Annotated in this window: 11 protein-coding genes; 4 read left to right on the forward strand and 7 right to left on the reverse strand. The window is 69.1% G+C overall.

Translation table 11 applies throughout. The features are described from left to right. Positions 1-28: 28 nt before the first annotated feature. From ZRA01_RS07425 to ZRA01_RS07450, 6 genes are all read right to left on the reverse strand, one after another. On the reverse strand, positions 29-2488 hold the full coding sequence (locus tag ZRA01_RS07425; RefSeq protein ID WP_141350838.1) for a glycogen/starch/alpha-glucan phosphorylase: 2460 nt from the start codon (positions 2486-2488) through the stop codon (positions 29-31). A 29-nt stretch (positions 2489-2517) separates the two neighbouring features. Then, the gene (glgA, locus tag ZRA01_RS07430; protein WP_141350840.1) at positions 2518-3990 is read right to left on the reverse strand and encodes a glycogen synthase GlgA; all 1473 of its coding nucleotides are present in this window, start codon (positions 3988-3990) and stop codon (positions 2518-2520) included. A gap of 5 nt (positions 3991-3995) precedes the next feature. Continuing rightward, the gene (glgC, locus tag ZRA01_RS07435; protein WP_141350842.1) at positions 3996-5270 is read right to left on the reverse strand and encodes a glucose-1-phosphate adenylyltransferase; all 1275 of its coding nucleotides are present in this window, start codon (positions 5268-5270) and stop codon (positions 3996-3998) included. A gap of 143 nt (positions 5271-5413) precedes the next feature. Beyond that, a complete protein-coding gene (glgX, locus tag ZRA01_RS07440) occupies positions 5414-7588 on the reverse strand; it encodes a glycogen debranching protein GlgX (protein WP_218028677.1) in 2175 nt (724 codons plus the stop codon). After that, positions 7581-9740 (reverse strand): 1,4-alpha-glucan branching protein GlgB, encoded by a 2160-nt coding sequence (glgB, locus tag ZRA01_RS07445; RefSeq protein ID WP_141350862.1) that lies wholly within the window; start codon positions 9738-9740, stop codon positions 7581-7583. The genes glgX and glgB overlap by 8 nt, the downstream gene beginning before the upstream one ends. A gap of 107 nt (positions 9741-9847) precedes the next feature. After that, on the reverse strand, positions 9848-10855 hold the full coding sequence (locus tag ZRA01_RS07450; protein WP_141350844.1) for a glucokinase: 1008 nt from the start codon (positions 10853-10855) through the stop codon (positions 9848-9850). A gap of 100 nt (positions 10856-10955) precedes the next feature. Between ZRA01_RS07450 and ZRA01_RS07455 the strand changes: the two genes are divergently transcribed. Together ZRA01_RS07455 and ZRA01_RS07460 are read left to right on the forward strand one after the other, a co-directional pair. Then, complete coding sequence (locus ZRA01_RS07455) at positions 10956-12668, forward strand: alpha-glucosidase (RefSeq protein WP_443096949.1); 1713 nt, start codon at positions 10956-10958, stop codon at positions 12666-12668. A gap of 315 nt (positions 12669-12983) precedes the next feature. Beyond that, positions 12984-13472, forward strand: coding sequence for a hypothetical protein (locus ZRA01_RS07460; protein WP_141350846.1), 489 nt, complete (start codon positions 12984-12986; stop codon positions 13470-13472). A gap of 791 nt (positions 13473-14263) precedes the next feature. On the opposite strand, the gene ZRA01_RS07465 is transcribed toward ZRA01_RS07460, so the two are convergent. Continuing rightward, positions 14264-14551, reverse strand: coding sequence for a DUF1330 domain-containing protein (locus ZRA01_RS07465; RefSeq protein ID WP_141350848.1), 288 nt, complete (start codon positions 14549-14551; stop codon positions 14264-14266). Positions 14552-14996: 445 nt separating this feature from the next. Between ZRA01_RS07465 and ZRA01_RS20835 the strand changes: the two genes are divergently transcribed. Next, complete coding sequence (locus ZRA01_RS20835) at positions 14997-16181, forward strand: PAS domain-containing protein (RefSeq protein ID WP_218028678.1); 1185 nt, start codon at positions 14997-14999, stop codon at positions 16179-16181. Next, positions 16178-19645 (forward strand): PAS domain S-box protein, encoded by a 3468-nt coding sequence (locus ZRA01_RS07475; protein ID WP_141350852.1) that lies wholly within the window; start codon positions 16178-16180, stop codon positions 19643-19645. The genes ZRA01_RS20835 and ZRA01_RS07475 overlap by 4 nt, the downstream gene beginning before the upstream one ends. Positions 19646-19912: the final 267 nt, after the last annotated feature.

A 19912-nucleotide genomic window follows, 5' to 3' on the forward strand; every position in this document is an offset into this window, starting at 1 on the left:
CGCGGCGCCATCCGGGGCCCGGCGGCGTTCAGGCCGGCTGGGCCGGCGGGGTGTTCCAGATCGTGCGGGCGTACTCCAGGATCGTGCGGTCCGACGAGAACACGCCCATGCCGGCCACGTTGAGCAGCGCACGCCGGCTCCATTCGTCGGGCTGGCGGAAGACCGCGTCGACCTCGTGCTGGGTGGCCACGTAGCTGGCGTAGTCGGCCAGTAGCAGGTAGTGGTCGCCGTGGTTCACCAGGGCGTCGTAGATGTTGCGGTAGCGGTCGGGTTGCTGGGGGCTGAAGAGGCCGTCGCGGATGGCGTCGAGGGTGCTCTTGAGCCGGGGGTCGGCTTCGTAGATCTCGCGGGGGCGGTAGGCGCCGGCGCGGATCGCGGCGACCTGCTCGATGGTGTTGCCGAAAATGAAGATATTGTCGGCGCCCACCTGTTCGCGGATCTCCACGTTGGCGCCGTCGAGGGTGCCGATGGTGAGGGCCCCGTTGAGGGCGAGCTTCATGTTGCCGGTGCCCGAGGCCTCGGTGCCGGCGGTGGAGATCTGCTCGGAGAGGTCGGCCGCCGGGATGATCAGCTCGGCCAGGCTCACCCGGTAGTTGGGGATGAACACCACCTTCAGGCGGTCGCCGATGCGCGGGTCATTGTTGACCGTGGCGGCCACGTCGTTGATGAGGCGGATCACCAGCTTGGCGAAGTAGTAGGCCGAGGCCGACTTGCCGGCGAAAATCACCACCCGCGGCACCCAGTCGGCGCCCGGGTTGGCCAGGATGGCTTGGTAGCGGGTGACCACGTGCAGCACATTGAGCAGCTGGCGCTTGTATTCGTGCATGCGCTTCACGTGCACGTCGAACATGGCGTCGGGGTTGAGCGTGATGCACAGCTGCTTCTGCACGTAGGCCGCCAGGCGCTCCTTGTTGGCGCGCTTGATGGCGCGGAAGCTGGCCATGAAGCAGCTGTCGTGCTCGTAGTCGCGCAGGCCGTGCAGCAGTTCGAGCTGGCGCCGCCAGTCGGGGCCGAGGCGCTCGTCGATCAGCGCGGCGAGGCCCGGGTTGGCCTGGGCCAGCCAGCGGCGCGGGGTGACGCCGTTGGTCTTGTTGTTGAAGCGCTCGGGCCACAGGCGGGCGAAGTCGCGGAAGATGGAGGTCTTCATCAGCTCCGAGTGCAGCGCCGACACGCCATTGACCGAATGCGACGCCACTACGGCCAGATAGGCCATGCGCACGTAGCGCTCGCCGCCTTCGTCCACCAGCGAGACCCGGCGCATCAGGTCGGTGTCGTGGCCGTGCCTGGCGGCGATGCTCTCGAGGAAGTCGGCGTTGATGTCGAAGATGATGCGCAGGTGGCGCGGCAACACCCGGCCGAGCATCGACACCGGCCAGGTCTCGAGGGCTTCCTGCATCAGCGTGTGGTTGGTGTACGAGAACACCCGGCGGCACAGGCTCCAGGCGTATTTCCAGTCGAGCTTGTGCTCATCCACCAGCAGCCGCATGAGCTCGGGGATCGCCAGCACCGGGTGGGTGTCGTTGAGGTGGATGCTGACCTTGTCGGGCAGGGCGTCGAAATCCTGGTGGTTCACCTGGTAGCGGCGCACGATGTCCTGCAGGCTGGCCGACACGAAGAAGTATTCCTGGCGCAGCCGCAGCTCCCGGCCGAGCAGCGTGGAGTCGTCGGGGTAGAGCACCCGCGAGACGTTCTCGGAGTGGTTCTTGGTCTCCACCGCGCCGAAGTAGTTGCCGCGGTTGAAGGCCGACAGGTCGATCTCTTCGGTGGCCTTGGCCGACCACAGGCGCAGGGTGTTGGTGACCTTGGTGCCGTAGCCGGGGATGATCTGGTCGTAGGCCATCGCCAGCACGTCTTCGGTGTCCACCCAGCGCACCGTCTTGCCGTCCTCTTCAAGGCGGCCTCCGTAGCGCACCAGCACGCGGATCTCGGGGCGCTGGAATTCCCAGGGGTTGCCGTGGGTCATCCAGTAGTCGGGCACCTCGACCTGCTGGCCGTCGACGATGCGCTGGCGAAACATCCCGTAGTCGTAGCGGATGCCATAGCCGAAGCCCGCGACGCCCTGGGTCGCCATCGAGTCGAGAAAGCACGCCGCCAGCCGGCCCAGGCCACCGTTGCCGAGGGCCGCGTCGGGCTCGAGGTTGAGCAGCTCGTCGAGGTCCACGTCGAGTTCGTGCAGGGCCTGGCGCACCGTGGGCATCAGGTCGAGGGCCAGCATGGCGTTGCTGAAGGTGCGGCCGATGAGGAACTCCATCGACAGGTAGAACACCCGCTTCACGTCCTGCTCGTAGTCGCTGCCGATGGTCTCCATCCAGCGCCCGACCAGGTGGTCGCGCACCGCGTAGGACACCGCGTGGAGCCAGTCTTCGCTGCGGGCCGACTCGGGGTTCTTGGCGATCTGGTAAACGAGCTTGTTGCAGATGGCACGCTTCAGCGCCGAAACGTCGTGCAGCAGGTGGTCGTACTGGCGGGAGAACTGCTTCAGGTCCATGGCGAATCCGGCGCGGCGGTGGTGTGGGTTTACGGGGCGGAGTGGGGCGCGAGTATGCCGTAAAGCGCCATGTAGCGCGACGCGGCGGCGTCCCAGCCGAAGTGCTGGCGCATGCCGCGCTGGCGCACCAGCTTCCAGTCGGCGCGGCGGCGGTAGAGGGCCAGGGCGCGGCGGATGGTGGCCTCGAGGGCCTCGGCGGCGAAGGGTTCGAAGACGAAGCCGGTGGCGTCGTTGTCCAGGGTTTCGAGCCGTGCGTCGGCCACCGTGTCGGCCAGCCCGCCGACCCGGCGCACCAGCGGCAGCGCGCCGTAGGCGAGGCCGTACAGCTGGGTGAGCCCGCAGGGTTCGTAGTGGGACGGCACCATTATCACGTCGCTGGCGGCGATGAGCCGGTGGGCGAAGGGCTCGTCGTAGCCGATGCGCACCGCCACCGCCGCGGGGTCGGCCTCGGCGGCGGCGCGGAAGGCGGCCTCCAGGGCCGCGTCGCCGCTGCCCAGCAGCGCAAACTGGGCGCCCTGCTCGACGAGCCGGGGCAGGGCTTCGAGGACCAGGTGCAGGCCCTTCTGCTCGGTGAGCCGGCTGACCACGCAGAACAGCGGCGCGCTGGCCGCGCGCTTGAGGCCGAGTTCCCGCTGCAGCGCCGATTTGCAGCTGGCCTTTCCGGCCGGGTCGTCGGCGCTGAACGGGGCCGGCAGCAGCGGGTCGACGGCCGGGTTCCAGACAGCGGCGTCGACACCGTTGAGGATGCCCTCGAGTTCATGGGCCCGGCTGCGCAGCAGGCCGTCGAGGCCGCAGCCCTGGTCGTGGTGCTGGATCTCGCGGGCGTAGCTGGGGCTCACGGTGCTGATCCGGTCGGCGTAGTACAGCCCGGCCTTCATGAAGTTGAGGCGGCCGTGGAACTCGACGCCGTGCATCGCGAAGTAATGGGCCGGCAGGCTCAGCTCGGCAAAGTGGGCAGCATCGAAGATGCCCTGGTAGGCCAGGTTATGCACGGTGAACAGGCTGGGCGCGAGGGCCTGCCCGCGCCGCTCGGCCTCGGCGCGCAGGTAGGCGGGGGCTAGCCCGGCGTGCCAGTCGTGGCCATGCACCACGTCGGGCACCCAGCTGGCGTCGAGCCCGCCGGCCAGCTGGGCGGCGGTCCAGCCGAGCAGCGCGAAGCGCAGGTGGTTGTCGGCGTAGGGCTGCTGGTGGGCGTCGGCGTAGGGGCCGCCGTTGCGGGTATAGAAGGCCGGGGCGTTGATCACGTAGGCGTCGACGCCGCAGGCGGGCAGCCGGCCGAAAAACAGACGGGCATCGGCGGCGGCCATCGCCCCGGGCGGCGCCAGGTGGCTGATTTCGACGCCGCCCTCGAGGCCAGCGAGGATCGCCGGGAAGCCCGGCAGCAGCACGCGCACTTGGGCGCCCTCGGCGGCGAGGGCCGCCGGCAGCGCGCCGGCCACGTCGGCGAGGCCGCCGGTCTTGAGGAGCGGGAAGATCTCGGCACAAACCTGGAGTACGTGCATGGCGGTCATCCTTGGAGGGCGTCGAGCATCTGCTGGGTGACCAGCACCACGCCGCCTTCGGTGCGGTGGAAGCGGCGCGCGTCGAGCTCGGGGTCTTCGCCGATCACCAGGCCTTCGGGCAGCTTGCAGCCCCGGTCGATGACCACCTTGCGCAGCCGGCAGTGGCGGTTGATCTGCACGTCGGGCAGCACCACCGCTTCGCTGATCTCGCAGTAGGAGCGTACCAGGATGCTCGAGAAGAGCACCGAGTTGCGGATCACGGAGCCCGACACGATGCAGCCGCCCGACACCAGCGAATCCACCGCCATGCCGCGGCGGCCCTCCTCGTCATGCACGAACTTGGCGGGGGCCAGCTGTTCCTGGTAGGTCCAGATCGGCCAGTCCTTGTCGTACATGTTGAGGGCCGGGGTGGTGGAGGCCAGGTCGAGGTTGGCGGCCCAGTAGGCGTCGATGGTGCCCACGTCGCGCCAGTAGGGGCCCGAGAAGGGCGGCGTGGTGATCGCCGACAGGCTGAAGGGGTGGGCCTGGGCCTGGCCTTCGGCCACCGCGCGGGGGATCAGGTCCTTGCCGAAGTCGTGGCTGGAATCAGCGTTGCGGGCGTCCTCCTCGAGCAGCTGGTAAAGGTAGGGCGCGTTGAAGATGTAGATGCCCATGCTCGCCAGCGACATCTCGGGGTTGCCGGGCATGGCGGGCGGGTCGGCGGGTTTCTCGACGAACTGGGTGATGTGGCGGGCGTCGTCGATGGCCATCACGCCAAAGGCGTGGGCGTCGCGGCGGGGCACCTCGATGCAGCCCACGGTGACCTTGCGGCCGCTCTGCACGTGGTCGCGCAGCATCACCCAGTAGTCCATCTTGTACACATGGTCGCCGGCCAGGATCAGGATGTAGTCGGGCGGGCGGGATTCGTCGCGGATGATGTCGAGGTTCTGGTACACGGCGTCGGCGGTGCCCTGGTACCAGTGCTCTTCGTCGACGCGCTGCTGGGCGGGCAGCAGCTCGACGAACTCGTTGAGTTCCTTGCGCAGGAAGCTCCAGCCCCGCTGCAGGTGGCGCAGCAGCGAGTGGGACTTGTACTGGGTGATCACCCCGATGCTGCGCATGCCCGAGTTGATGCAGTTCGACAGCGCAAAATCGATGATGCGGAACTTGCCGCCAAAGTGCACCGCGGGCTTGGCGCGCACGTTGGTCAGGTCGCGCAGCCGCGAGCCCCTGCCACCTGCCAGCACCAGCGCCAGGGTTCGGCGGGCATCGCGTCGGTCTATCGTCTTGCCGGTATCCATGATGTGCTCTTTTCTGCTTGCTTGATTTGAACTCTATGCTGTCCGCTCGCGGGCCCGGGGGCAGCGTGCCGGTTGCGGGGCGGAGCGCCGGATCATGTGGATGTGATTTTCCGCAGTTTGCGCGTCCATGCCCGTAATGTGCCTCACGAAACCCCGCCGCAAGTGGGGTCATCCACCAGCACGCGCAACGTTCGCCCCGGGCAGTCGACGTGCGCTGGCGCCAGGGTGTCGGTGCTGGCGGGGTGGCCGTCGGGCTGGTCGCTGTCGAACTGCAGGTGCCAGGCGCCGGCGGGCAGCGTGAAGTGGCAGGGGGCCGGGTCGCGGTTGATGAGGATGAGCACCGGCGTGAGGGCCGCCCCTGGGGCGGCGCAGGCCGGGTCGTGGGGCGCGGCGTGGAGCCAGATCGCCAGGGCGCCGTGGTCGGCCTGCCAGGCTTCGCCGCACAGCGGGCTGCCGTCGGGTTCCAGCCAGCGCACGGTGGCTGCCGCGCCGGTGTCGGACGGGCCGCTCAGCCAGCAGGCCTGGCGCAGCGCCGGGTGCCGCCGGCGCAGGGCCAGCAGGCGCCGGGTGCAGGCCAGAAGCGCGGCATCGGCGGCGGGCCAGGCGAGGCGGGTGGTGGCGTTGTCCTGGCAGTAGGCGTTGTTGTTGCCCTGCTGGCTGTGGCCGATCTCGTCGCCGGCCAGCAGCATCGGCGTGCCCTGGGACAGCAGCAGGGTGGCGAGCAGGGCGCGCTGCAGGCGGTGGCGCAGGGCGAGCACGGCCGGGTCGGTGGTGTCCCCCTCGACGCCGCAGTTGATTGAGGCGTTGTGGTGGTGGCCGTCGCGGTTGTGTTCGCCGTTGGCGAGGTTGTGCTTGTGCTCGAAGCTCACCAGGTCGCGCAGCGTGAAGCCGTCGTGGGCGCAGATGAAGTTGACGCTGGCGGTGGGCGCCCGCCCGTGGTGGTGAAACTGCCCGCTCGACGCCGCAAAGCGGTGGGCGAAGCTGCCCCCGTCGCCTTGCCGCTGCAGCCACCAGCTGCGCAGGGTGTCGCGGTATTGGTCGTTCCATTCGCGCCAGCCGGGCGGGAAGGCGCCCAGCTGGTAGCCGCCGGCGCCGATGTCCCAGGGCTCGGCGATCCACTTGAGGCGCGACAGCAGCGGGTCGGCCTGCAGCGCGGCGAACAGCCCGGCGTTGGGGTCGAAGTGGCCGTGGCGGTCGCGGGCCAGGGTGGTGGCGAGGTCGAAGCGAAAACCATCCACCCGGTAGCGCCCGGCCCAGTGGCGCAGGGCGCCCAGCACCAGCTCGACGACCCGTGGCTCGGCCAGCTTGACTGCGTTGCCGCAGCCGGTCCAGTTGAGATAGGCGCCGTGGGGGCCCAGGTGGTAGTAGTGCGCGTTGGCGAGGCCGCGCAGGGACAGCGTCGGGCCCAGCCGGTCCACCTCGGCGCTGTGGTTGAAGACCACGTCGATGATGACCTCGAGGCCCTCCGCGTGGAGGGCGTCGATGGCGTCCATCAGCTCGTCGCCCGGCGTGGTGCCGGGCCGGCCGCTGGCGTAGCGGGGCTCGGGGGCGAGCCAGGCGATGGGCGAGTAGCCCCAGTGGTTGGCGAGACCGCGCTGCTGCAGGGCAGCCTCGTCGGCCCGGAAATGCAGCGGCAGCAGCGACAGGGTGGTGACGCCCAGCGCCTTGTAGTGGGCGATCATCGCCGGGTGGGCCAGGGCGGCGTAGCTGCCGCGCAGCTCGGGCGGGACATCCGGGTGGGCCATCGTGAGGCCGCGCACGTGGGCTTCGTAGAGCACCGTGAGCTCCGGCGGTACCCGCGGCCGGCGCGGGCGTGGGCGGCGGTGCTCGGGGGCCGGCACGCGGGCCTTGAGGGCGGTGGCGGCGTTGTCGCGGGGGTCGGGCCGGTTGGGGTCGTCGGGGCTGCTGCCGACGTGCAGTGCGAGCTCTGCTGCGAGTTGGGCGGCTTGCTGCGGGTCGTCGACCGGGCCGGGAGCCTGGCGGCCGTAGCGGCCCACCACCTCGTGGGCCCACGGGTCCAGCAGCAGCTTGGCGGGGTTGAAGCGGTGGCCCTGCTGGGGCGCCCACGGGCCGTGGGCACGCAGGCCATACACGATGCCGGGCCGGCCGCCGGGCAGAAAGCCGTGCCAGACGCCCTCGCTGCAGGCGGGGAGCGGCAGGCGCGCTTCTTCGAGGCTGCCGCTGTCGTTGAACAGGCACAGCTCGACTGCGGTGGCGTCGGGCGCCCACACGGCAAAGTTGACGCCCGTGCCGGTGCAGCTCGCGCCCAGGGGCCAGGGCCGGCCGGATTGGAGCGAGAGGTGGATGAGGTCAGCCACGGCGCACCAGCATCAGGGTGGCGAGGGGCGGCAGGGTGAGCTGCACCGACTGGGCCTGGCCCTGCCAGGGCACGGGCTCGCTGGCCAGCGGGCCGTTGACGACGTTGGAGCCGCCATACACGTCGGCGTCGGTGTTGATGAGCTCGGCCCAGGTGCCGGCCTGGGGCACGCCGATGCGCCAGCCGTGGCGCACCACCGGGGTGAAGTTGCACAGCACCAGCACCCGCTCGCCGCTGCGGGCGCGGCGCTCGAAGACGAGGATCGAATGGGCCGCGTCGGCGTGGTCGATCCAGCCGAAGCCGTCCGGCGAGGCGTCGAGCTCGTGGAGGGCCGGGCAGGCCTGGAGCACCCGGTTGAGGTCACGCACCAGGCGCTGCACGCCCGCGTGGGGGGCGTGCTCGAGGAGCTGCCAGGGCAGGGCGCGGTCGGCGTTCCATTCTTCCCACGGCGCGAACTCGCAGCCCATGAACAGCAGCTTCTTGCCCGGGTGGCCCCACATGAAGCCGTACATCAGGCGCAGGTTGGCGAACTTCTGCCAGTCGTCGCCGGGCATCTTGCCGAGCAGCGAGCCCTTGCCGTGCACCACCTCGTCGTGGGAGAAGGGCAGCACGAAGTTTTCGCTGAAGGCGTACATCAGCGAGAAACGGATCTGGTCGTGGTGGTGCTGGCGGTGGATCGGGTCGCGGGCCATGTAGGCCAGCACGTCGTTCATCCAGCCCATGTTCCACTTGTAGTGGAAGCCCAGGCCGCCGCCCTGCAGGTCGTCGCTGGGCGGGCGAGTGACGGCGGGGAAGGCGGTGGATTCCTCGGCCAGCATCACCGCCTCGGGGCGCTGGGTGCCGACCAGGTGGTTGGTGCGGCGCAGGAACTCGATGGCCTCGAGGTTCTCGCGGCCGCCGTGGCGGTTGGGCACCCACTCGCCCGCCTTGCGGCTGTAGTCGCGGTAGAGCATCGAGGCGACGGCGTCCACCCGCAGCCCGTCGATGGCGAAGCGCTCGATCCAGTACAGCGCGTTGCTGGCCAGGTAGCTGCGCACCTCGTTGCGGCCGTAGTTGTAGATGAGGGTGTTCCAGTCTTGGTGAAAGCCCTCGCGGGGGTCGGCGTGCTCGTACAGGTGGGTGCCGTCGAACTCGGCGAGGCCGTGGGCGTCGGTGGGGAAGTGGGCCGGCACCCAGTCCAGGATCACGCCGATGCCGGCGGCGCGGGCGGCCTCGACGAAGGCGCGGAAATCCTCGGGGCGGCCGAAGCGCGAGGTGGGCGCATAGAGGCCGGTGGGCTGGTAGCCCCAGGAGCCGTCGAAGGGGTGCTCGTGCACCGGCATCAGCTCGATGTGGGTGAAGCCCATGTCGACCACATAGGGGATCAGCCGCCCGGCGAGCTCGGCAAAGCTGAGCCACTCGCCCTGCGCGTTGCGCTGCCAGGAGCCCAGGTGCACCTCATAGATGCTGATCGGTGCGTCGAGGGCGTTGGCGCGGCGGCGGGTGTCGTCGATGGCGACGCCCGGCAGCAGGCGCTGCACCACCGACGCGGTGCGCGGGCGCATCTCGGCGCGGAAGGCGAAGGGGTCGGCCTTGATGCGCAACTGGCCGTCGGCGCCGAGCACCTCGAACTTGTAGAGGTCGCCTTCGCCCACGTGGGGGATGAAGATCTCCCAGGTGCCGCATTCCACCCGCAGCCGCATCATGTGGCGGCGCCCGTCCCAGTTGTTGAAGCTGCCCACCACCGACACCCGCCGCGCCGCCGGGGCCCACACGGCAAAGCGCGTGCCGGCGACGCCGGCGACGACGATGGGGTGGGCGCCCAGCCATTCGTAGGGCCGGTGATGGCGGCCCTCGGCCAGCAGCCACACGTCGAGGTCGTGGATGAGCGGGGGGAAGGCGTAGGGGTCGATGAGCTCGGAGCGGTGGGTGGGGGCGCCGTCTTCGCCGGCCCAATCGACCACGAGGCGGTAGGCCTCGGGGCCGAAGCCGGCGGGCAGGGCGCCGGTGAACAAGGCGCTGTCGTCCTGGCGGGCGAGCTTGGCGATGGGCTGACCGGCGGCGTCCACCACGCTCACCGCCAGCGCGCCGGGCAGCAGCGCCCGCAGCACCGTGTGTGCGCCGGCCGGGTGGGGGCCGAGCACCGCGAAGGGGTTGCCGTGGGTGGCGTGCATCAGCGCAGCGAGCTCTTCGGGCGAGATGCGGCCGGTGTCGACCTGGCTTGCCGCGGCCTGCGGGGCGCTGGTCTTGTTGCGGGGGCTGCGGCGCTTCTTTGCGTGGGTCACTTGGTGGCCTCGGGTGGCATGGGTGGTGCTGGGGTGGCGCGATCAAGGGCCTCGCTAGCGCCGGACAGCGCAGCATAGGGGGCCCGGATGACATAAGTGGGAACGCCCGCGAGATAGGCCGAAAAACGGCCCTTGGCCTCGAAGCGCGCCCGGAAGCCCGAGCGCTCGAAGAAGCCGCCCAGGGCCGGCACGATGCCGCCGCCCACATACACACCGCCGCGGGCGCCCAGCGTGAGGGCCAGGTCGGCGGCGACGCTGCCGAGCAGGGCGCAGAACACGTCCAGCGCCTCGCTGCAATAAGGGCAGCTGCCGGCCAGCGCCCGGGCGCTGATCTCGCGGCTGTCGAGCTGGCAGGGCGGCGCGCCTTCGAGCTGGCGGATGGCGTCGTGGAGGGCGGCGATGCCGGGGCCCGACAGGGCACGCTCGGCCGACACGTGGCCAAAGCGGGCGGCCAGCACCGCGATGATCGCCGCCTCGCGGGCGTTGCCGGCGGCGAGGCTGACGTGCCCGCCCTCGCCGGCCAGCGGCTGCCAGCCAGCCCCGCAGGGGATCAGCCCCGATACGCCGAGGCCGGTGCCGGCCCCCAGCAGCGCCAGGGGCGCATTCGGCTGGGGCGTGCCGCCGCCGATCTGCTGGATGTCGGCGCGCTGCAGATGGGGCAGGGCCAGCGCCAGGGCGGTGAAATCGTTGATGAAGACGAGCCGCTCGAACCCCAGCGCCAGCCGCAGCGCCTCGATGGAGAAGGCCCAGGCGTGGTTGGTCATGCGCACGGCGTCGCCCGCGAGCGGGGTGGCGATGCCGAAGGCCGCCACGGGCGGCAGCGCGAGGTGCTCGGTGGCGAGGTAATGGAGGATGGCCGCGTCGAGCCCGGGAAAGCTTGAACAGGCGAAGCTGCGGATCTGCGCCGGCGCCTCACCCGCTGCGGTAATCACCGCGAGGCGGATGTTGGTCCCGCCGATGTCGCCCACCAGGCGGGGGAAGTTTTGAGACGCGACGTTCTGCATGATCGGGCGCCACGTGCTGCCGGCCTGTGATGCCTGCGGTCGGCCCGCTGCGTGGCTTGGTGTATGGTGTTGTCAAAAGACAACGGGAACAACAGTGATCATGAGCACCTCACCGGATTCTGTCCAGCGCTTCCGCCACGCCTGGTGGAAGGACGCCGTGGCCTACCAGATCTATCCGCGCAGTTTCATGGATTCCAACGGCGACGGCATCGGCGACCTGCCGGGCATCCTGGCGCGGCTGGATTACCTGCAGTGGCTGGGCGTTGATGTGATCTGGATCTGCCCGATCTACCGTTCGCCCAACGACGACAACGGCTACGACGTGAGCGACTACCAGGCCATCATGGCCGAGTTCGGCACCATGGCCGACTTCGACCGCCTGCTCTCCGAGGTGCACCGCCGCGGCATGCGCCTGATCCTCGACCTGGTGCTCAACCACACCAGCGACGAGCACGCCTGGTTCGTCGAGTCCCGCACGAGCCCCGAAAGCCCCAAGCGCGACTGGTACATCTGGAGAGATGGCAAAACCGATGGCAAGGCCGGCGGCCCGCCCAACAACTGGGAGAGCATCTTCGGCGGCCCGGCCTGGGAGCTGGACGAGGCCAGCGGCCAGTATTTTCTGCACCTCTTTTCGCGCCGCCAGCCCGACCTCAACTGGGAATGCGCGCCGATGCGCGAGGCGCTCTACGGCATGGTGCGCTGGTGGCTCGACAAGGGCATCGACGGCTTCCGCCTCGACGCGGTGAGCCACATCCGCAAGGCCCCCGGCCTGCCCGACATGCCCAACCCCAAGGGCCGGGCCCAGGTGCCGTGCTTTCCGCTGCACATGAACGTGGACGGCGTGCTCGATCACCTGGACGCGCTGTGCGAGCACACCTTCCGCCACTACGACGTGATGACGGTGGGCGAGGCCAACGGCGTCGGCCCCGCCGAGGCCGTCGAGTGGGTGGGTGAGCGCCGCCGCCGGCTCGACATGATCTTCCAGTTCGAGCACCTCGCCCTGTGGTCCCGCAACCCCCGCGCCGGGCTCGACGTGGCGGGCCTCAAGCGGGTCTTCGGGGCCTGGCAGAAGGCGCTTGGCGGGCAGGGCTGGAACGCGCTGTTCATCGAGAACCACGACATCCCGCGGGTGGTGTCGCTGTGGGGCGACGTGGAGCAGCACTGGCGCGACAGCGCCACCGCGCTGGCCACGGTGTATTTTTTGCTGCAGGGCACGCCCTTCATCTACCAGGGGCAGGAGATCGGGATGACCAACACCGTCTTCGACGGCATCGCCGACTTCGACGACGTGCTGGCCCGTAACCGCTGGCAGGAGCGCGTCGCCGCCGGCGAGCGCCCCGCCGACGTCCTCGCCGACCTCGCCATCACCGCCCGCGACAACGCCCGCACCCCGATGCAGTGGAGCGCCGCCCCCGGCGCCGGCTTCACCACCGGCACCCCGTGGCTCAAACCCAACCCCAACCACGCCCGCATCAACGTGGCCGCCCAGGAGGCCGACCCGGATTCGGTGCTCAATTACTACCGCCGCCTGATCGGCCTTCGCAAGGCCGAGCGGGTGCTTGTCGAAGGCGCCTACCACCCGCTGATGGCCAGCCACAGGCAGATCTACGCCTACTGCCGCGGCGAGGGGGCCGGGCGGCTGGTGGTGATCGTCAACCTCGGCAAACGCCCCGCCCGCTACTGCCACGCCGGGCTGATGCTGGCCCACGAAGGGCTGCTCCTCGCCAACCTGCCGGTGGCCCCCCACGCCCCGCGGGACAGCCTGCAGCTGCGGCCCTATGAGGCGCGGGTGTATCGGGTGGGGGCGCGGTAGCGGCGCCACGCCGCCGACCCTCTGGGGCGACTTCAGTCGCCCGCGGAGGCTGATCACGGATCTACCCCGGTTTTGCCCGACGGGTGCGGCGGAAGCCGTACACATCTTCAAGGCCAGCAGGCACGCGCCTCGAATTCCCGCCTCAAACAGCCCTCCGCGTGGCAGACGAGATCACTATCGAAGCCGGTTCTCCCTCGAAAATTGAACTAGATTGAAGCAGAGGGGGTGAAGTTTTCCCATGCGCCCCAGGCGGCGGGGCTTGCCCGGGTCGTATTTGCCGCTGCCGTCATCCGATTCCTGCAACGAGGGGTAAACATGAATCCCGAAGATGGCCATGCGGCGAATTTTGCCCGCAAGATGAGCAGCGTCACGTCGTCCGAGTACGCCAACCTCAGCGGCATGATGTGCTGGGACGCGGTGATGTATTGCGCGCTCAAGGCCGGCATCATCGACCAGAAGAAATTTGACCGCCTGCGCGGCGACCAAGACCTCGTCGCCCTCACCGACTTTGCGGTGGCGGGGCCGAACGCCATGTACCGGCTCGAGCCCGGCAACGTGATCGACTTCTTCGAGGGCGCCCAGATCGTGCACGCCATGCTGTGCGTGGGCAGGGGCCTGGCGGCCGGCAACAAGAACGACTGCGTGGGCGTCGGCCACTGGGTGGGGTGGGAGATCCTCGACCTCAGCAACAGCCTCGCGTGGCAGGCCGCCGCGCCCGACACGATCAGCGCCCCGTCCCCCACCCACGGCACCCGCCTCCTGCTGGTCCGCCGCTGCCCGATCAGCTATCTGGCTTACAAGTAGGCGGCGGGGGAGGGCTTGGTTAGCGGATGAGCGGAGGGGGCTGCTGTGACGCAGCCCGCGCAGTCATTGAGCTGCGGGTTGCGATTTTTTCGATGCGTGGCCCAATGGCCGAGGGGCTCCGCGCGATCCTTGCGTCAAGATTAGCGGATCTTTTTCCGCTCCACATAATGGCCGGGTGATGTGGCGCAATCATCGAGGGGCGTGACGCAGGCTCTGCGAGATGTGTAGAAAAATCTTGGAGGCTTCACGCGATGGCCGAGAGGTGTGGCGCAGCGATCGAGATTTGTGGCGCTGTGACGGAAAGTCGTCACTCAGTGACGGAAAGATGTCTCTCCGTGTCAAAGGGTCATCCCTCCGTGGCGGAGTGACAAGCCGCAACGGCCGCGAGACATCACGCTGTGTTGACTGGATGTCGCGCAGTGGCAGCGAGACGTGATGCGGTCATCGAGAGGCATGAGGGATTGATCGGGTGACACCGCCCGGTCTTCGAGGGGCTTCACCCAGGATCAGGGGCATGCCCCTCGGGGGCGGCGTCCCGCGAATGAATGGCGGCGCCACGCGTCGCGAGGCTTGCGCGGCGGCCCGCAAGTGCTCCACGCTGGCCTGCGCCTCGTCAGCCAGCCGATACCGCGCCGCAGGGCACCGGCCCTGGCAGCCCGTTGAGAGGCGGGTGTATCGGGTGGTGGGATGCAGCCGAAGACAAGGTGCGCGCCGCGCCCGGCCAGCGCGGCGGGCGTTTGTCGTCGGAGCCTGCAGGCGACCCGCCGCGTGGCGGGCGGCCTGCAGGGCGGTCAGCCTTCGTAGGCCGTCAGCACCACGTCTGCGGCGGCGTCCCGCAGCGGGATCAGCGCCTGGTAGGCAGGCGAGTCGAACCAGCTCTTGACCGCCTCGGGGCTCGGAAAACGCAACACAACCACCGCCGGGTGAGGGCAGTTCCCGGCGAGGGCTTGAAACTGCTTGCCCCGCAGCACCAGCTCGCAGCCCCAGGGGCCGAAGGTCTCCGGAACCCGCTGCTGATACTCCGCCCATTTCTCGGCGTCCTTGACGCTGACCTGCCCGATCACGTACGCAAAACCCATCTCGTTCTCCCTGTGGAATTAGCCTGATCCAGCCGCCGGGGGCGGTGAGCCTGTCGCCCGCTGACCCGTTTGCCCGGGCGGCGGCCCGGATTGCGCCCGCGTGCCCCGGCTGTCGGGATTCTCCACGAACAGTCGGCGCAGGGTCAAACCGCGCCGCCGCTGGCTAGTCTTCGACGGACGGGGCCGGGGCAGCGGCGCAGACGCCTTGCCCAGCGCGGCCTGACGGCAGTGACCTGCCACACGGAGCGCGTCCGCGAACGAACGCAGAGCAGGCCGCGCTCGTAAGCATGACTGGCGCTTTGGTGGGGGTTTGCCTAATTTGACAAATGAAACACCTTGCTATTATTGCGTGAGACGTGCAATCCCCCGGACACCCGGCCTTGAGAGTGTGATGCCGCCAGGTGCCGTGGTCGCAGTGGTTCAAACCGAAGCAAGGAATCTGTCGATGGATGTACGTGAAGGTAAGCTTGGCCTCTCGACGAGCGTTTTTGCTGTGGTGTTGACTTACGCCTTCCTGGCCAGTGTCTGGATTCTGCTGTCCGACCGGGCGATGGCGGTGATGGTCGGCGACGCGGAGATGCTCGTCTGGGTGAGCATGGCGAAGGGCTGGTTCTTTGTCGCGATGACCTCCGTGCTGCTCTACTTTCTGGTCCGGCGGCTCGTCGACCAATTGACGGCGGCGCACCTGCACCAGCTCGAACTCCAGCGCGAGCGCAAGCAGCCGCCCCCCATGCTGGTGGCCATCGCCAACAGCTCCACCGATGCGATCTTTGCCAAGGACGAGGAGGGGCGTTACCTGCTGATCAACACGGCGGCGTCCCGCTTCATCGGCAAGCCGCCTGAGGACGTGCTGGGGCACGACGACCGGACGATCTTCCCGCCCGAGCAGGCGGCCCTGATCATGGCCTTCGATCAGCGGGTGCGCGAAACCCGGCAGCCCGAAACCAACGAGGAGACGTTGCTTACCCTCGAAGGCCCAAGGGTCTTCCTCGCCACCAAGGGGCCGCTGCAGGATGCCCAGGGCAAGGTCTTCGGTACCTTCGGCATCTCCCGCGACATCACCGAGCGCAAGGCTGCCGAAGTGGCGCTGCACGATAACCGCGAACGCCTGCGCCTGCTGGTCGACCACGCCCCGGCCGCCCTCGCCATGTTCGATCGCGAGATGCGTTATCTGGAGGTCAGCCGCCGCTGGCGAGACGATTACTTCCTGGGCGACCAGGACGTCATCGGCCGCAGCCACTATGACGTCTTCCCCGAGATCCCGGCGTACTGGAGGGAGATGCATCGACGGGGCCTGGCCGGAGAAACCCTGTCGGCGGACGAAGACGCCTTCGAGCGGCTCGATGGCTCCGTGCAATGGCTGCGCTGGGAGCTGCGGCCCTGGCGGGAGGCCGACGGCACGGTGGGCGGGATCGTCCTGTTCAGCGAGGACATCTCCAAGCGCAAGCTGGCCGAGCACGAGCTCAAGCAGCGCAACGAGGAGCTTGAGCGCTTCAACCTCGCCGCGATCGGTCGTGAGCTGCGGATGATCGAGCTCAAGCGGCAGGTCAACGCGCTGACGCAGGTGCGCGGGCAGCCGCCGCCCTACGATCTCGCCTTCACCGAGCTGTCACCGAGGAGGGTGCAATGACCCGCCCCCTCTCCGCCTTCCTGAAGCGCTTGATCTGGCTGTGCATGGCGCCGCTGCTGCTGCTGTCCGGCTGGCTGGCGTGGACCCACCTGAAGGAGATCGAAGCCAGGCATCAGCGCGAGGCGGCCAACCTCGCACGCAACTTTGCGGTCTCCATCGACAGCTATCTGGAGTCACGCCTCAACGCGCTCAATGTGCTCGCCGTCTCGCCTCTGGTCGACGACCCGCGGCGCTGGCCGGATCTCTACGCCGAGGCGCAGGGGTTCAGGGAAAGCTTCGGCGCCCACGTTGCCTTTGCCGATCAGGACAGGCAGATGCTGTTCAACACGCGCAAGCCCTATGGCACCGCGCTGCCGCCGCTGTCTGACGCCAAATGGCGGAGCGCCGCGCCGCTCGTGCGCGACCTGGACAAGCCCCGGGTCGGCGATATCGCCATCGGCCCGCTCACCGGGCGGCCGCGGGTTACCCTGGTGATGCCGGTATTGCGCACGGGCAAGCCGGTACGGTTCATGCTCGGTCTCCTCGAGCCGACCCGGTTTCAGGAGCGCATGGACCGGCTGGCCTTGCCCGCCGGCTGGGCCATCACCCTGCGGGACGGCGCCGGTGTCGACATCGCGCGGCGCTGGCCACCCGGCTTCGAGCGCTCGCCGGAAATGAACAGGCGCCATCAGATCGTCGCGCGTCTGGAGCAGTCTCCCTGGTCCGTGGTGCTCGAAATGCCGCGCAGCAGCCAGTGGGCCGGGCTTCCCCGGGCTGCCTTGGTGCTCGGTGTGGCCATCGGCATCGCCGCGTTGCTGGGCATCGCCGGGGGGAGCTGGGCGGGCCGCCGCATCGGGCGGCAGGTCGAGGCGCTGGCGCGGCCGCTGGCGACGGACCCGAACCCCACCGAGATCGCCGAGTTCAATGCGGCGCACCGCCAGATGGCCGAGGCGCAGATGGCCCGCGAGACGAGCGAGGCCCGTTTTCGGCAGCTCTTCGAGCTCGCGCCCCTGCCGCTGGGCTATGTGGCGCCGGACGGTCGTATCCTCGCCCTCAACCAGCGTTTCGAGAAGATTTTCGGCTACACCAGGGCGGACCTCCGCGACATCGAGGATTGGTGGCGCCTGGCCCATCCGGACGAGGCCTATCGGGCGCGGGCAAGGGCTGGCTGGGAGGCCGCCGTCGCCCGCGCCACATTGTCTGGCGACGACATCGAGCCCGATGTTTACCGGATCACCTGCAAGGATGGCCGCGTGCGCGACATGCAGGTGGCGGGCATCGTGCTGGGCGACGGCATGCTCGCCACCTTCTTCGACGTGACCAGGCAGAAGGATGCCGAGCAGGCGCTGGAGGCGATGCTCGAGGGGCACCGCGCAGGGCGCCTGGCGGCGCTCAACCTGATGGAGGACGCCCGTGCCGCCCAGCAGGCGACCGAGGTGGCGCTGAAGGAGCTTTCCAAGCTGTCGATGGCGGTGGAGCAGAGCCCCGAGAGCATCATCATCTCCGACCTGGACGGCAGGATCGAATACGTCAATGCGGCCTTCATCCGGAATACCGGCTACAGCCGCGAGGAGATGCTCGGCCAGACCCACCGGACGCTCCACTCGGCGAGCACCTCGGCGGAAGACTACGCGGCGCTGTGGACGGCCCTGGAGGCGGGCGACAGCTGGAAGGGCGAGTTCCGCAACCGCCGCAAGGACGGCACCGAGTACATCGATTTCGCCATCGTCACCCCCTTGCGGGCGCCCGATGGTCGCATCACCCACTACGTTGCGGTGCAGGAAGACATCACCGACAAGAAGCGCATGGGGGCCGAGCTGGACCGCTATCGCGAGCATCTCGAGGAGCTGGTGGCAGACCGGACCGAGGCGCTGGAGAAATCGCGGGAGCAGGCCGAGTCGGCTAACGAAGCGAAGTCGGTGTTTCTGGCCAACATGAGCCACGAGATCCGCACGCCGATGAACGCGATCCTCGGCTTCACCCACCTGCTGCGGCGTGACGCGACCTCGTCCCTCGACATCGACCGGCTCGACAAGATCGACGCGGCGGCCAGGCACCTGCTGTCGGTCATCAACAACATTCTCGATCTCTCCAAGATCGAGGCCGGCAAGATCGAGCTTGAATCGCACGACTTTGCGCCCCAGGCCGTGCTCGACCACGTGGCGACGCTGATCGACGACAGCGCGACCGCCAAGGGCCTGGCGGTGCGCGTCGACATCGGCCCGATGCCGCGCTGGCTGCGTGGCGACCTGACCCGGCTGCGCCAGGGCTTGCTCAACTTTGCCGGCAACGCGGTGAAGTTCACCGCGAAAGGTTGCGTGACCCTGCGTGCCCGCCAGCTCGAGGCGGGCGATACCCGCTGCCTGATCCGCTTCGAGGTCGAGGATACCGGCATCGGCATCGCACCCGATGTCCTGCCGCAGCTCTTCCAGGCATTCCAGCAGGCCGACGCGTCGACCACCCGCAAGTTCGGCGGCACCGGCCTCGGGCTCGCCATCACGCGCCGGCTGGCCCGGATGATGGATGGGGATGCGGGGGTGGAGAGCGTCCCGGGGGCTGGCAGCCGGTTCTGGCTGACCGCCTGGCTGGAGTACGGCGCCCCGGTGCAAGCTGCCGAGAGCGCCGCAACCGGCAGCGCGGCCGAGGTGCGCCGCCGGCATGCCGGCGCCCGCGTGCTGCTGGCCGAGGACAACGCGATCAACCGCGAAGTGGCGATGGAGCTGCTGCGGGATGCCGGGCTGTCCGTGGACACGGCCGAAAACGGCCGGGCGGCGGTCGACATGATGCATGCCGGGCCCTACGACCTGATCTTGATGGACATGCTGATGCCGGAGATGGACGGCCTCGACGCGACGCGCGCGATCCGTGGGCTGCCGCAGGGGCGCGAGCTGCCCATCCTCGCCATGACCGCCAACGCCTTCGACGACGACCGCCAGGCCTGCATCGCGGCGGGCATGAACGACTTCATCTCGAAGCCGGTCGACCCGCCGGTCCTCTACGCCACCCTGGGCCGATGGCTGTCCAAGGTCGAGCGGGCAGGCCATGCCGAAACGGCTGGCAGTCGCGAGGCGGAGGCGCCCTCAGCCCTTCCGGCGCAGCGCAGCCCGACGCAAATCCTCGCCCGGCTGGCCGACGATCCGGGCATGGACGTCCGGCGTGGCTTGATTGCGTTGAGAGGCAAGCACGACAAGCTGATCTCCCTGCTGCGCTCGATGGCAAACTCGCACCGGGATGACATGGAGCTGCTGGAGGCCCGGCTGCGGGAGGGTGAGCATGCGGAGGCCCGGCGCATCGCCCACACCCTGACCGGGGTGGCGGCGACCCTGGGCGCCAACGCCCTGGCCGAGGCGGCGAGGGCCGTGGACGAAAGCTTGCGTGAGAAGCCCGGGCTGAGCCCTGAAACGATCAGCGACCTGCTGGCCGAGGTGCGCTCGCAGCTGGGCAAGTTGCGCCACGTGCTCGGTGACTCGCCGCCCGCCGGGTAGGAGTCTTTTTCCATACCACATCATGGCCGGATTACCTGGCGTAATCATCGAGTGGCGTGACGCAGTGACGGAATGCTGCCACTCCGTGCCAAAAAGACATCCCTCCGTGGTGGAGTGATAAGCCACAGCTGTCGCGAGACATCACGCCGTGACTATTAAACGTTGCGCAGTGGCAGCGAGACGTAATGCGGTAATCGAGAGGCATGACGGATTGGTCGGGGTGGGAGCCGCCCGACCTTCGAGTGGCGCCACCCAGGATCAGGGGCC

The sequence above is a fragment of the Zoogloea ramigera genome (assembly GCF_006539865.1).
Taxonomy (GTDB): Bacteria; Pseudomonadota; Gammaproteobacteria; order Burkholderiales; family Rhodocyclaceae; genus Zoogloea; species Zoogloea ramigera.

Bases quoted from the DNA above. Each gene is read 5' to 3' on its own strand.
- glgB (WP_141350862.1), bottom strand. From the start codon at position 9,740: ATGCACGCCACCCACGGCAACCCCTTCGCGGTGCTCGGCCCCCACCCG.
- ZRA01_RS07465 (WP_141350848.1), bottom strand. From the start codon at position 14,551: ATGGGTTTTGCGTACGTGATCGGGCAGGTCAGCGTCAAGGACGCCGAG.
- glgA (WP_141350840.1), bottom strand. From the start codon at position 3,990: ATGCACGTACTCCAGGTTTGTGCCGAGATCTTCCCGCTCCTCAAGACC.
- ZRA01_RS07450 (WP_141350844.1), bottom strand. From the start codon at position 10,855: ATGCAGAACGTCGCGTCTCAAAACTTCCCCCGCCTGGTGGGCGACATC.
- glgC (WP_141350842.1), bottom strand. From the start codon at position 5,270: ATGGATACCGGCAAGACGATAGACCGACGCGATGCCCGCCGAACCCTG.
- ZRA01_RS20835 (WP_218028678.1), top strand. From the start codon at position 14,997: ATGGATGTACGTGAAGGTAAGCTTGGCCTCTCGACGAGCGTTTTTGCT.
- ZRA01_RS07475 (WP_141350852.1), top strand. From the start codon at position 16,178: ATGACCCGCCCCCTCTCCGCCTTCCTGAAGCGCTTGATCTGGCTGTGC.
- ZRA01_RS07455 (WP_443096949.1), top strand. From the start codon at position 10,956: ATGAGCACCTCACCGGATTCTGTCCAGCGCTTCCGCCACGCCTGGTGG.
- ZRA01_RS07460 (WP_141350846.1), top strand. From the start codon at position 12,984: ATGAATCCCGAAGATGGCCATGCGGCGAATTTTGCCCGCAAGATGAGC.
- ZRA01_RS07425 (WP_141350838.1), bottom strand. From the start codon at position 2,488: ATGGACCTGAAGCAGTTCTCCCGCCAGTACGACCACCTGCTGCACGAC.